Consider the following 12959-nt stretch of genomic DNA (forward strand, 5'->3'; position numbering starts at 1 on the left):
TGGTGCCGCCGGCGCCGGCGACATCGATCACCGCCACGCCCGCCTCGACGAGCGCACAGGCCACCGAGGCGGACAGGCCCGACCCGACTTCCTTGGCCACGATCGGCACGCCCACGCTGCGTGCGGCGCGAGCGATCTGCGCCAGGACGCCGCGCCAGTCGCGGTCGCCTGCCGGCTGTACCGCTTCCTGCAGCGGATTGAGATGGACGATGAGTCCATCGGCCTCCAGTGCATCCACCGCCCGGCGCGCGAGGTCCAGGCCGTCGGCCTCGCGCAGTTGCGCGGCGCCGATATTGGCAAGCAATGGAACGTCTGGCGCCAGGCGGCGCAGCGCGCGCGTCAGCCCATGGGAGTTGCGGGATTGCAGGCTCACGCGCTGCGAACCGACGCACATGGCGATCCCCAAGGCTTGCGCTGCCTCGCTCAGATGCCGGTTAATGGACTCCGCGCGTGGCATGCCGCCGGTCATGGAGCTGATCAGCAGCGGCGCGCGCATGGTCTTGCCAAGCAGCGAGGCGCTGAGGTCGATCTGCGTCAGGTCCAACTCGGGCAATGCGCAGTGTTCGAAACGAATGCACTCCCAGCCGGCGGCCTTGGCCCACGCCGTTCGCCGATCCAGCACGATGTCCAGGTGGTCGTCCTTGCGCCGGCTCAGCTTGGTGTCGCTGATGCTCGCCCCATCCGCCGCATCGGGCGACGGCGTTGCGTCGGATCGGACCGACGGCAGCGCGCGCACGCCGGCGTTTCCCGCGCGTTCAGGCCGGCGCACGCTCGCCTCCCCCCGCAGCGTCGCTGCGGTAGCGGCTGGTTGAGGTCTGGTAGTACTGCGCGCGGATGGCCGCCATGGCTTCGATCAACGGTCCCCACGGCGGTGGAAAGGGTTCTTGCGCCATCACCCGGTGCAGCATGCGCGTATGGCCGGCCAGCTCGTCGTTGAGGAACTCCACCACAGGCATAGCCGGATAGCGCTGCAGCAGCAGGATCGCCGCGTTAGCTCCCTCGCCGGCCGACTTATCCTTTTCGCGTCCATGCAGATCGTTCTGCAAGCGCCCTATCGCGGAGATGAGCCGCAGGACCTGGCGAAACGCCGGATGCGCGCGCAAGGTCGCCATGTCCAGCCCCCACAGCAAGGACAGGCAACAGAACACGTTCGTGTAGGCGATCGAATCCACGCCGTTCTGCAAGTACTCGGCGTAGGACCAGCGCTCTGCCCCTGCCGCCTGCGCGTGTCCGGCACGCAGCGCCGCGCAGTAGCACCGGGTATGGTAGAGAAGCTGAGCATAGTCGCGACGATCGTAGGCGAGCGCGGCGAGCGAAGCGCGCAGCACAGCACAGCCCTCGAATCCGGGGAGCGCGCACGGCACGCCTTGCCCGAGCGCCTGCTCCACCGCGGCGAGCTGCTCCGGCGCGATCAGGTCAAGGTCGTTGCAATCGTCGAGCCAGAACAGCAGCGCCAGTTCTCGATAGAACGCCACGATCAGCGTCTCGTCCAGCGGATCGCGGCCGGTGCGGGCGCTGGTGTCGCGCAGGCTCGGGTGGATGCGCTGCAGGATGTACTGGCCGCCCCTGACTGCTTCCAGGCCATGCTCGTCGGTGAACCCAGTCAGGGAACGCCCCCATTCCAGCACCTGCTGCAGCGCGCGATCGGTCGGGATCATGGCCCGGCTCCTGCTCCCTCGGCCGAGACGCGCCGCCCCCAACGAAGCGCCAGCCACAACCCGGCGAGTTCGGCCACGCGCACCACCCGCGTGGGGCAATACAGTTCCTTGCCGATCCACAGCGGCGTCTGGGGCGATGCATGCGCCGCGTGGCGAGCGAGCATCCACTTCAGCGCACCCGCCACCGCCTGCGCGATGCGCCGACGCCCTGCCGGCTCTTCGCTCCCGTCCATCACGTGCAACGCGAACAGCGCATAGGCGGTTTCCTCGAATGAGGACGCGCGACCGGCGCCCCAGCCGCCGTCGTCGCGCTGCGCCTGCAGCAGCGCTGCCAGCGCGCGCTCGTCGCGCCACTGGGGCTTGCCTTGCGCCAGCGCAGCGACCGCATGCGCGGTGGGATACAGCCAGGAAACGTGCCATTTTTCGTGGTCCCATAGACCATGCGGGTTGCGACTGGCCTCGACGTAGGCGCTGGTGCCGGCGGCGGGCTTTCCCAACATTCGCAACGCATGCAGGGCATGGATGTTGGTCGACACCGAGGCATTGCGCTCACCGGGAAAGGTGACGAAGAGCTCGCCGGTTTCGAACTGGCGCAACGCGTCGGCGGCCGGGTCGCGGCCTGCAAGGCGAAGGACGCACAACGCAACGGCGGTGTCGTCCGCATCGGCCGCGAAGTGCAAGGCAGGGCCCAGACCGCGCACGCCGAGGCGGGCGTCGAGCTGCGCGATGATTACTTGCACCGCCTCGGCGAGCGCGGGATGCGCGAACAGACCGGCCAGATGCAGGGTGTACAGCGACCAGCATGGCTCGAACACATTGATCGGCCAGACGTTGGGAACGACACCTTCGATGCCGGTGCGCGTTGCCCGCGATGCCGCCTGCAGATACCCGTCGGTGCGCCCGACCTGCGGCGTTCTTCCCTGTGTCACGGCGTGCGCACGCCACGCAGCGGTGGCCGCCGGACTGATGCCGATGCTGCCGTCGTCGTCCGGGCATGCGGTGGCCGGCGACGTCCCCCAGGCTTCCCAGGAGTGCAGCAACGGATGGCCGCTCGGCAACGTCGCCACAGCCCCCAGCTTGACCAGGCGTGCTTGCCGCAACGGCAACAGCGCCGGGTGGCGCGAAAACGCCAAGCCGCCCAGCAAGGATGCGGCCTCGTCGCACAACTGCGGCAGGATCAGCTCCGCGCCGATGGGCGCGTCTTCCGGCACCGCATGCGCGTAGGGATCGGGCTGGCGCTCGATGAACCGGGTTGCAGCGTGGACTGCGTCGGCAGCGCCAGGAAGAGGATCGGCACGCTGCAATGCCAGCAACGCCGCCCACGTGGGCGCATGGCGAAACAGCGGGAAGTCCGCACTTCCCCATCCGCCATCCGCCTGTTGCTGCGCGATGAGCCACGCGTATGCGTCCTGCCGACCGGTGACGTTGCTGTCGAACTGCAGAACTCGCGCCGTGTCGTAGGCGGACGGACCGACGCTGCCGCCGTCGCTCATCTCGCTAAGCAGATGACGCAATTCGGAAAGGATCTGTTCGGACAGCGCGTTCAGGGGGGATGTTCCTTCTGCAGAGGGCTAACGAGAACAGAAACGTGCAGACGCCGCGCACGTCGCCGCCGACACGGACACAGTGCAGCATGCAGCGCCCGCCGGCCGATCGCGCCAGCACAGGGGCGAGTCCTTACGGATGCGCACGCTCATGCGTAAGGCGCGGACAGATACACGTTGGCCCGCTGCAACATCTGCGCCAACCCTTCCGCACGCGGCCCCAGAGGGGCGATGGCCTCCCCGGCGTCGTGCAACAAATACAGGGCGAACTGGCGCGCTGCCTGCAGCCCCATGATCGACGCGCAGGTCGGCTTCTGCGCCGCCGCGTCCTTGCCGGGGGTCTTGCCAAGAGTCGCGGTATCCGCCGTCGCGTCGAGAATGTCGTCGGCCACCTGCAAAGCCAGGCCAAAACAGGCGGTGTAGCGATCGAGCGCAGCATACAGCGCAGCGTGCGCGGCATCCTCCGCGATGGAGTATAGCGCGCCCATGCGAACCGACGCGCGCACTAGCGCTCCGGTTTTCATCCGGTGCATCGCCAGGATCCTGTCCAGCCCGGCGTGCTTTCCGACCAACGACAGATCCATGGCCTGCCCGCCTGCGGCACCCTCGGCGGACACCGCCTGCGCCAGTTCGCGCACGAGCGCGATACGATTGTCGCCCGGCGCATCCAGCCTCGCCAGCGTCAGGAAGGCGTGAGCCTGCAGCGCATCGCCGACCAGGATCGCAGTGGCTTCGCCGAACTTTACGTGCACGGTCGGAAGGCCGCGGCGAAGCACGTCGTCGTCCATCGCGGGCAGGTCGTCGTGGACCAGGGTACAGGCGTGCATCATCTCGATGGCGGCGCCGACGTCGTCGAGCATGTGCGCCGGCGTGCCCGCCAGTGCGCCGGCAGCCAGGCAGAGCAAGGCGCGGGTGCGCTTCCCGCCATGCAAGGTGGCGTAGCGCATGGCCGCCATCAACTCTGTCTTACCGTCGTCTTCGGCGCAGAGCAGACGCGCCAGCGCCTGTTCGACCCGCTTTGCGCCGTCCTGCATCCAGATCTCCGGGAGCAGGCCGCCAGATGCGCCGCGCGCCTGCGCGCCCAATCCGGATGCGGAAACGCCGATTCGGTCGCGTGGAGTGGAACCGGTCTGCATGTTGTTCATGTCCTTGTAGCTGAGACGGCCACGGCGAGCGCAAGTCGTCACGGTGTTGCCGGCGTCACACGAGTGCGTGCGCTGAGTGCAGCAATGCCGCGCCCCGCCGGCGCCGCTGCCTTGCCACACAGGGCATGCGATGCCAGCTCATGAAAAGCCTATTCGAATTTTCATTGACGGATGTGCGGTAGGGTAATAGCGACGGCCTTTTTCGACGTCGCTCAGCAACTGCGGCCGCACCCCGGCCTTGTGCATGGTCAGCGCCAAGGCGATGCAGAACTGCACCATTTCCAGCCATACCAGGTGGTAGCCGATGCAGACGTGTGGGCCGGTACCGAACTGCAGCATGTCCACGGGCCGGATCGGCTCTGTGCGTAGCAGCCACCGCGCCAGGCGGAACTGATCAGGCGCCTCGTGCAGCAGCGCCGAGGTCGAGAAATGCAGCAGCGGGATGCATAGATGGGTGCCCGCGGGAATGCGCCGTTGGCCGAGTTGCAATTCCTGCAGCGCGCGACGCGGCAAGAGCGTGGTCGCCGGATGCAGGCGCAGTGTCTCGCGGAACAGCGCCTCGGCGACCGGACACTGCGCCAGGTCCGCGTGCCGGGTCGGCACCGCGCCCACGCGTTGCGCCTCCTCAACCAGGGCGTCCCACAGCACAGGCTGCCGCGCCAGCTCGATTACAATCCAGGCCATCGTCGAGGCAGTGGTGTCGTGACCGGCAAGCAGCAGCAAGCGAATATTCGCGACCAGGACGTCATCGGAGAGCGGACCGTCGCTGCGGTCGAACGCGCTCACCATGTCGTTGATCAACCCGGTGCGCGCGGCATGCGCGCGTGCGTCGCGGACGAACTGGCGCAACTGCGCGTCGATCCAGTCGCGGGCGGCACGGCCGCGCCGCAAAGGCAGTCCGGGCAGGTCGACCGGTGGCGCGACGATCAACTGCAGCAATTGCCGGTACTTGCGATGCCATCCCGGCAGGTCCTGCGCGGGGATTCCCATGAGGCTGAAGATAAGCTTCAGCATCAGGTCGCCGGTTTCGCGCAGGATGAGTACCTCGCCGCGGGCGCGCCATGCCTGCACCCGCGCCTGGATGACGGGCGCGAACAGGTCGCCGATCCCGGCCTGGGTCAGCCCCCTGGGCAAGAACGCGGCCTTGATGGCATCACGCGCCTGCCGGTGCGCGCCGCCGTCCAGCGCAACCAACGTTCCGCCAAGCAATTCGGGCGCGATCTCTTCGATCAGCGCCGAGGACACGTCCTTGTGCCTGAGCAGTGAGAATGCGTCCGGATCCACACAGGTCATGAGATGTCCGGCAGGGCCGAAATCCAGCCAGAAGTGGCTGCCCAGCGTGCGTTGCGCGCGCCGCAGCAGGCGCGGCAGGTCGCAGACAATGGCGGGAAGATGCCCGACCAGGGGGAAAGCGCCGGGCATGACCGGGATGTCGCATCGCAGCCGGTGCCGACGGTTGAGTGGATTGAGCAGCGTGTCCATCAGCAGCGCGCCGCCGCCGCCGATTCGGTGTCGTCTGCAGGGCGCGCGGCGCAGCTGTTGCCACCGTCGGCATATGTCGGCACATGCGCCAGCATGCCGCCGTCGATGCACACGAGCTGGCCGGTGATGAACGCAGCATCGTCGGAGAGCAGGAACGCCACCAGCGCGGCCACATCCTCGGGGCGGCCGACGCGCTGCAGGAGCTGGTGCCGGCGCAGATGCCGTTGCATGCACTCGTCCAGCTTGGCGAGGAGACGCTCGGTCATGATAAGACCCGGCGCAACCGCGTTGCAGCGTATCTGAGAGTGACCGTACTGGGTGGCGAGCGAAGCCGAGAGCATGTTCATCGCCGCCTTCGACGCGGCGTAGGACGTCTGCGCCGTGTCACCGCTGAGCCCTTGGCACGACGACATGTTGACGATCGCGCCACCGCCGCGGGCGATCATCCGTGGGATGGTCTGCCGGCAGCAGAGCAGCGTGCCGCGCAGATTGGTCGCCATTGTCTGGTCCCAGACTGCCAGGTCCAGGTCGAGGATGGCGCGGTCGCGCGGGGTCAGATGCATGGCGCTCGCATTGTTCACCAGCAGGTCGACCCCCCCGAAGTGCCGCTCCGCCGTCTCGAACAGCGCTGCCACCGCCTGCTCATCGGCGATATCCATGGCTATGGCCAGCGCGTGGCCTGCTTCGGCCGCGATCTGCGCGGTGCAGGTGATGGCCGCCGGGCCATCAATGTCGGCCACCACCACTCTGCCGCCTCCGCGCGCGATGGCGAGAGCGCATGCCTTGCCGATGCCGGCGCCAGCGCCGGTCACCACGGCCACCTTGCCTTCAAACCTTCCCATCGTGTCTCCTGAATTGCATTGGTCTTTCGCGGCATGCCGCTGGGCCTGCGTCGGAGAAGGCGCCGGGTCGGCGCTGGCGCACTCGTCATGGCCAGCGTCGCTTTCGATGACCCGAATGGCGGCGACCGGGCACTGGTTCGCCGCAAGCCGCACGGCGGCGTGCAGCGCCTGCGGGACCGTCGTAACGCACACTTCGGCCACGCCGTCCGGTTCGCGCTGGCGAAAGGTGCCCGGCAGCGTCAGCACGCACTGCCCGGTCGTTCCGCACAGATCCTGATCGACCAGGACGCGCATCTCAGCCCTCCTGCCCATGCAGCCGTACCGGCAGCGCGCGGAATGTCCTAAGGAACGCGGAGGGCTCCCGGGTCGGCTGCTCGGCCAATGCCAGCGTGGGGAAGCGCGCCTGGATCCGCGGCAGGCTCTCGGCCAACTGCACCCGGGCCAGTTGCGCACCAAGGCAGAAGTGGATGCCGTGGCCGAAGGTCAGCATGATCTTCCCGTCGATCGACATGCCAGGACTGGTGCCGTAGAACCGCACGGCATCGAAGCGATCGGGATCGGCGAAGGCGTCCGGGTCGCGATTGCCGGCCGCGATCAGCACGCGCACGTCCGCGTTCTTCGGGATCACCACGCCGCCCAGTTCGATGTCGCGCTGGGCGATACGCGGAATGGAGCTGAACATGGCGGGCGCGTCATAGCGCAGGGCTTCTTCGACGAAAGCCTTCACCCCCACGGCATCTCCCTTCAGCCAGTGCCGCTGTTCGGGATACGCCAGCATCGCCAGGACCGCATGGCCGATGGCCGCGGCAGTGGTGGCGAAGCCGCCCAGCAGCATGCCCCAAAGCATGCTGATCAATTCCGCATCCGACAGCGTCTCGGCATCGTCGTCGTGTGCGCCGACCAGCATTGACACGATGTCGTGGCGGGAGTCGGTGCGCTTGCGCTGTATGAGGTCGCCGAAGTAGGCCTGCACCCTGGCGCTGGCCGCGTCCCCCGCGGCGAGTTGGGGATCGCTGGCGTGCGGGCTCAGGCCTTCCAGAATGGCGCTGATGCCGGTGATGAGCCCGAGAATGTCATCCGGGGGCATGCCGAACAGTTCGCCGAAAACCAGCATGGGCAAGGCCAGCGCGAATTCCTGATGCAGGTCCACTGCCTCCCCGCGCTCCAGTGCGGGCGCCATGCCGTCCAGGCGCGCTGCGACAATGCGAGCGATGGTCGGCCTCAGCTTGTCGATCTGGCCGATGGTGAAATCGCGCGAGATCAGCCGGCGCAGACGCGTATGCGTTGGAGGTTCCTTCATCGCTAAAGTGGACGCCAGCAAACTTAGCGACAGGCTGGTCGCCGCTCGCGGGAAATAGCGCGCCAGTTCGCCTGGCGCCGGCCCCCGAAAAGCATCGCCCGTGGCCTTGAGCGCCCAGTAGATGTCGGCGTGGCGGCTCAACAGAAAGAGGCCCGACGCCGCGCGATGTACCGGATCGTGCTCGCGCAACCACCGCATGAATGGGTACGGGTCCTGAATGCACGCTGGCGACGCCAGTTCGGCGAAGGCGTCCCGGCATGCTGCCGTGGTTTCTTGCACGTCCATCTTGGTCACCTGTTGGCTGGCTGATCTGATCGGCGCGCTGCAGGCGCGCCGGCAATTCGAGAACATCGCGATTCCTGGTGGCATCCGAGCATCACCAGAGCACCGGGAACTCCTCGAACCCACCAGTGATGATCTCCTTGCGCAACTTCAGTTCTTCGGGCGCCACGGCCAGGCGCAGCGCGGGAAAGCGCTGGAAGATCGAACCGAACACCGCTTTGAGTTCCAGCCTGGCCAGCGCCAAGCCGACGCAGTTGTGCGGCCCGTAGGAGAACGCCAGGTGCGGGTTTTCGTCACGTCCTATGTCGAAGATTTCCGGGTCGTCGAAATGGCGCCGATCGAACGACGTCGCCGGCAGGCCGACCAGCACCTTGCTCTCCGCGGGAACATGCACGCCCGCGATGGTCACGTCGGTCCTCGGATAGCGCATGATGCCGTCCCAGCCGGCGCCCGGCGGGTACATGCGCAGGATTTCCTCCACCGCCTTATCCACCAGGGATGGATCGCCGATCAGGCGTTCGCGCTGTTGCGGATGGCGGAACATGGCCAGCAGGCCGAATTCGATCTGCGCGACGGTGCTCTCGTGCCCCGCCACCAGCATGCCCGCCGCCAGGCCGATCGCCTCTTCCTCGGTCGCCTTGCCCTGGTCGACCGCCGCGAGCAGATCCGTCAGCACGTTGTCGCCCGGATCCTGGCGCTTGTCCCGCATCTTGCCGCGAATGTAGGCGCGGAGTTCTTCCCAGGCCAAGCGCGACGCGCTTCGCGGGCCGCTTTCATGCTGGTGCGTCATCACTTCGTCGGACAGCCCGGCGAAAAAGGCGTGGTCCTCGTAGAGCACGCCCATCAGCGCGCCAATGACCATGGCTGGAAGCGGAAAGGAGAGGTGGCGCCGCAGATCGGCGGGCTGGGGCTGGGCCGCCAGCGTCTCAAACAACTGCGCGGCGATCGCCTCGACCTGCTGCGCGAGCTGCTTCACCCTGCCGTTGCTGAAGGCCGGCGCCACGATCGTGCGTAGCCGCGTATGCTCGCCCCCCTCGTGCGAGACCAGCCATCCTGGCGAACCGAGAATCACCGAATCCGGGGTGAATGCGGCCGGCGGCATTCCCGCGGGCCGGAACGCCGCGTCGGACAACACCGCCTTGGCCTCGTCATAGCCTGTGACCCACCAGCCTTCGTGCCCGGACGGGAAGCGCACGCGGTGGATCGGACCGTTGGCCCGCAGCGCCAACATCTCGGTCGAGGGCTCAATGTGATCGACGCGCCACATCGGCAGCGTCGGCAAAGGTTGTTCGGGCATGATGGCACTTCACTCGGTAGCGATGGAAGGGCGGAAGGTGACCGGCGGACGCTGCGGCAGCGAAGACCTAAGATGGCATGTAGACGACGTCGTCCGGAGGCAGACCGATTATCAAGATCGGCTAAACGCGTAACTGTCTAGGCACATCGCGCGGCGAGATGCAGAACATTATCCTGCACCTTCCAGGTCAGGATAAAGTCGGTGTGGTGGGCCTTTGACTCGCCGCCGGCCAAGATTCCCTGCGCAAGGGTCGACAAGGGCGGCGAGCTGTTGGGTAAGGACTTTCGCCGAGGCCCCCTGCCCATAGACGCTATCCGACGCAGATTTGACATTTCGCTTTTCTTTCTTCGTTCCATTCGTGTCATCCACGAAATGAAAGTCGGTCGGCGGCTCCCGGCCCGCAACGAAGGTGCTTCAAATCTCGTGCCAATTTGGCCGCAGCAGAAAAAATCGTGGCAGCTTCTCAGCGGCTTAGCCTGAGGCCAGAGAAGAACTAGGCGAAATAAGCCGTTGTCGCGGGCCAACAAAGGCGACGGAACAGTGTCGGACAGAACGCCTCGGGCGACCTTTAGGTCGGGCCTGCGACATTCTGGTCCAGTTTCGAACACAAGACGGCGGCAAACAGACACGATTGGGGAATTCGATCCTCACGGCGCCAAGGCGCTTGCCAAGAGCGCGCGCTCATGTTGCTGCGAGAGGCGCGTGTTCGCGATAGCCGTGCTGCGCACCCATGAACGCTAGCGGCACACGCTACGACTGGAGTGCCCGCCAGCCTCAGGTGGTGCATCGGCTCGGCTTCCGGTTCTTCTTTGCCCAGCCGGGGCTGAAGCGCCGAATATCCGCACCATACAGCATCGTTGTTGCCTATGTGACGAGGCGGCATAGCGCGCTCCCGGTCTTCTAAGACACCGCCTCCGAGAAGAAGGGGGCGGTCCAACAGCACCTCTATTTGAAATGGCACGCCGCTTGCTGCTCCTGGTTAGAGCACCATCAAATTACGATGAAAGCGACTTGCACCATGCCCGACGCGCGAAGCTCTAGACAGTGGCCTGAGGAGACGGTGCCCGTTCCCGCTGAACATCGGGACATCGGCTCCTCCGGAAGGCCGTTCCCGGTGGCCGCTTTGCGCATGGCTGGTCCGATGCCGGCACGCCAACACGGGCCGCTCGCGCAAATGCCGTTCACCGGTTCTGTTCAGCACGGGAGTGCCCAAGGGCCCCGTCAAAGGGTCACCCAAGCCAAGGCCGGCGGGTCACTGCCACATATCGACAACACGCTGAACCAGTCCAGTGACCCGAGTCTGCGTGAAGTGACATTTCAGGTCGCCACATGCTTGCGATATTGGCTACTTCCGGCCGCTATCCCTTTTCCCCGGGCACGATCGCGGGTGACCGATCCCGCTTCCGGCGCCATAGCCGTGGGAAGCAAGCGGCTCGACGGTCTCCAGCTCGCTCAGATCGATTGCGTTCGCGTGGCCAAGACCAGCCGCCAAGACGTTCCCATACGTCGGGATGGAAAAGGAAGTTGCGAGCCGCCGAGGCCCTCATTCCGTGCCCGAGCATACGAGCCTTTGCTCGGAATTGCGCCAGCCTATGCCAGAATTCAACGGCAGTTTTCTTCTTTAGGAGCAACTTGATGACAGTTCAAAAGAAAGTTCCCTTCGTCACCTTTCTCACGCGCGTTCACGATAAGTCAGTCCAGGGGCCAAATCCATATCGCTGGGAAGAAAAGACATCTGACGACTACTTTGCCGGCAAGCGGGTCATCCTGTTCTCGCTGCCTGGCGCCTTCACACCAACCTGCTCGACCTACCAATTGCCCCAGTTCGAAGAGCTCTATGATGAGTTTGAGAAGGAGGGAATTGACGCGATTTACTGCCTCTCAGTCAACGACGCCTTCGTCATGAATGCGTGGGGGAAGTCCTTGGGCCTGAAGCAGGTCGAGCTCATCCCCGATGGCTCAGGCGAGTTCACACGCAAAATGGGCATGCTGGTCGCCAAGGACAATCTCGGCTTCGGGATGCGCTCTTGGCGCTACGCCGCCCTGATCAACAATGGCGTGGTGGAGCACTGGTTCGAGGAGGAAGGTTTCTCCGACAACTGCGAGGCCGACCCCTATGGCGTCTCATCCCCGCAAAACGTTCTCGAAACGCTGAAAGCCGCCGCTTGACCTAGAAACGTCTCACTGGTGCCAGTGCCGGCCCCAAGAGGCTCCTCGACAGGATTATCGCGCTCACCATGCAATCCTCAGCAAGCCTGCTTCAACGCCAGAAGCAATCCATGGTGGCATCGCCTCAACTCATTGAGTCGATTCGCTTGCTGCAACTGGCGCATACTGAACTGCATCAGTTCGTGGAGCGGGAAATTGAGAAGAACCCGCTCTTGGAATCTGCATCAAGCGATGGCGGGCCTTTTGACGACGTTTCGATTTCGGGAGCGGATCAGCCTGTCGGCCCTGGGGCAAACGCCGTTGAAGGACCGACCGGGGGAGGTTCGCCTGAACGGCTCGGGCAATGGAAATCACTTCGCAACACGACCAACAACCCGCCCGGCAATGGCCCTTCCCTCGACGAGTATGCCACCCTCGCCGAAACATTGCACGACCATGTCGCTCGTCAGATCGCCCTCACTGCGTTCACACCACAGGAGCGGCTGATCGCTGGCCAGCTTGCCGCCGATCTGGAAGACACTGGCTATCTTCGGGCAAACCTTTTGGAGCTGGCCGAGAGCCTGAATGTCCATGAGGCTGTTGTGGAACGGGTTCTCGGAACCTTGCAGCAATTTGATCCACCGGGAGTTTTTGCGCGAAGTCTCAGAGAATGCCTCGAGATTCAGTTGCGCCAGCGAAATCGGCTCGACCCGGCAATGGCAGCTTTGGTTGCCCATCTTGAAAAGCTCGCGCGACGGGATTTTGAGGCACTGAAGCAGCATTGCGGCGTCGATGAAGAAGACCTTCTCGACATGATGCATGAGATTCGGGCGCTCGATCCCAAGCCTGGGAACAGATTCGAATCCGGTGCGTCTGAATCAATCATACCCGACGTCTGGGTCACGCCCTCGCCGCAAGGCGGGTGGCAGATCGAACTTGATCCCGCCACGCTGCCAAAGCTGCTGATCAACCAAACCTATTATGCCGAAGTCACGCGTCAAACTGCCCAGAATTCGAAAGATCAAGCATTTCTCGACGAGTGCTTGCAAAACGCGAACTGGCTAATCCGCAGCCTCGATCAGCGCGCCAAGACGATTGTTAAGGTTGCGGCTGAAATCGTGCGTCAGCAGGATGCCTTTTTGGAACATGGCGTCGCCCACCTGCGGCCTCTCAATCTTAGAACCGTCGCTGACGCGATCGGCGTGCACGAGTCGACGGTAAGCCGGGTGACCTCGAACAAGTACATGCTTACCCCGCGCGG

At 65.1% G+C, this 12959-nt stretch carries 10 protein-coding genes and 1 pseudogene; 2 read left to right on the plus strand and 9 right to left on the minus strand.

Going from position 1 to position 12959, the window contains the following annotated elements:
- From X742_RS140945 to X742_RS140915, 9 genes and pseudogenes are all read right to left on the minus strand, one after another.
- The coding region (locus X742_RS140945) for an alpha-hydroxy-acid oxidizing protein (protein ID WP_198019277.1) at positions 1 to 727 on the minus strand (727 nt) is incomplete at its 3' end.
- A 28-nt stretch (positions 728 to 755) separates the two neighbouring features.
- On the minus strand, positions 756 to 1658 hold the full coding sequence (locus X742_RS140940) for a hypothetical protein (protein WP_023775465.1): 903 nt from the start codon (positions 1656 to 1658) through the stop codon (positions 756 to 758).
- A complete protein-coding gene (locus X742_RS140935; RefSeq protein ID WP_031248757.1) occupies positions 1655 to 3205 on the minus strand; it encodes a hypothetical protein in 1551 nt (516 codons plus the stop codon). The genes X742_RS140940 and X742_RS140935 overlap by 4 nt, the downstream gene beginning before the upstream one ends.
- Positions 3206 to 3351: 146 nt before the next feature.
- Entirely contained in the window at positions 3352 to 4338 is a 987-nt protein-coding gene (locus X742_RS140930) for a polyprenyl synthetase family protein (protein WP_031248758.1), read from the minus strand.
- Between the two features lie 147 nt (positions 4339 to 4485).
- Positions 4486 to 5829: a cytochrome P450 gene (locus X742_RS140925; protein WP_023775468.1), complete on the minus strand. Its 1344-nt coding sequence runs from the start codon at positions 5827 to 5829 to the stop codon at positions 4486 to 4488.
- Positions 5829 to 6671: an SDR family oxidoreductase gene (locus tag X742_RS0139110; RefSeq protein WP_031248760.1), complete on the minus strand. Its 843-nt coding sequence runs from the start codon at positions 6669 to 6671 to the stop codon at positions 5829 to 5831. The genes X742_RS140925 and X742_RS0139110 overlap by 1 nt, the downstream gene beginning before the upstream one ends.
- 6 nt (positions 6672 to 6677) lie before the next feature.
- Positions 6678 to 6965: pseudogene (locus tag X742_RS1000000176855) on the minus strand (ferredoxin); the annotation flags it as partial.
- 1 nt (position 6966) lies between these two features.
- On the minus strand, positions 6967 to 8256 hold the full coding sequence (locus X742_RS140920) for a cytochrome P450 (protein WP_031248761.1): 1290 nt from the start codon (positions 8254 to 8256) through the stop codon (positions 6967 to 6969).
- Positions 8257 to 8347: 91 nt separating this feature from the next.
- Positions 8348 to 9550, minus strand: a complete 1203-nt coding sequence (locus X742_RS140915) for a cytochrome P450 (protein WP_023775471.1) — start codon at positions 9548 to 9550, stop codon at positions 8348 to 8350.
- Between the two features lie 1635 nt (positions 9551 to 11185).
- On the opposite strand from X742_RS140915, the gene X742_RS140910 reads away from it, so the two are divergent.
- Both X742_RS140910 and rpoN read left to right on the plus strand, forming a co-directional pair.
- Complete coding sequence (locus tag X742_RS140910; protein ID WP_023766875.1) at positions 11186 to 11719, plus strand: peroxiredoxin; 534 nt, start codon at positions 11186 to 11188, stop codon at positions 11717 to 11719.
- A 68-nt stretch (positions 11720 to 11787) separates the two neighbouring features.
- On the plus strand, positions 11788 to 12959 hold a 1172-nt coding region (gene rpoN / locus X742_RS1000000173495; RefSeq protein WP_031248763.1), incomplete at its 3' end, for an RNA polymerase factor sigma-54.

Origin of the sequence: Mesorhizobium sp. LNHC229A00 (assembly GCF_000502415.1) — a bacterium.
In the GTDB taxonomy this organism is placed as follows: domain Bacteria; phylum Pseudomonadota; class Alphaproteobacteria; order Rhizobiales; family Rhizobiaceae; genus Mesorhizobium.

What these genes read in the sequence shown, in the direction of transcription:
- X742_RS140940 (WP_023775465.1), bottom strand. Translation starts at nt 1,658, where the DNA reads ATGATCCCGACCGATCGCGCGCTGCAGCAGGTGCTGGAATGGGGGCGT.
- X742_RS140930 (WP_031248758.1), bottom strand. Translation starts at nt 4,338, where the DNA reads ATGCAGACCGGTTCCACTCCACGCGACCGAATCGGCGTTTCCGCATCC.
- X742_RS140925 (WP_023775468.1), bottom strand. Translation starts at nt 5,829, where the DNA reads ATGGACACGCTGCTCAATCCACTCAACCGTCGGCACCGGCTGCGATGC.
- X742_RS0139110 (WP_031248760.1), bottom strand. Translation starts at nt 6,671, where the DNA reads ATGGGAAGGTTTGAAGGCAAGGTGGCCGTGGTGACCGGCGCTGGCGCC.
- X742_RS140920 (WP_031248761.1), bottom strand. Translation starts at nt 8,256, where the DNA reads ATGGACGTGCAAGAAACCACGGCAGCATGCCGGGACGCCTTCGCCGAA.
- X742_RS140915 (WP_023775471.1), bottom strand. Translation starts at nt 9,550, where the DNA reads ATGCCCGAACAACCTTTGCCGACGCTGCCGATGTGGCGCGTCGATCAC.
- X742_RS140910 (WP_023766875.1), top strand. Translation starts at nt 11,186, where the DNA reads ATGACAGTTCAAAAGAAAGTTCCCTTCGTCACCTTTCTCACGCGCGTT.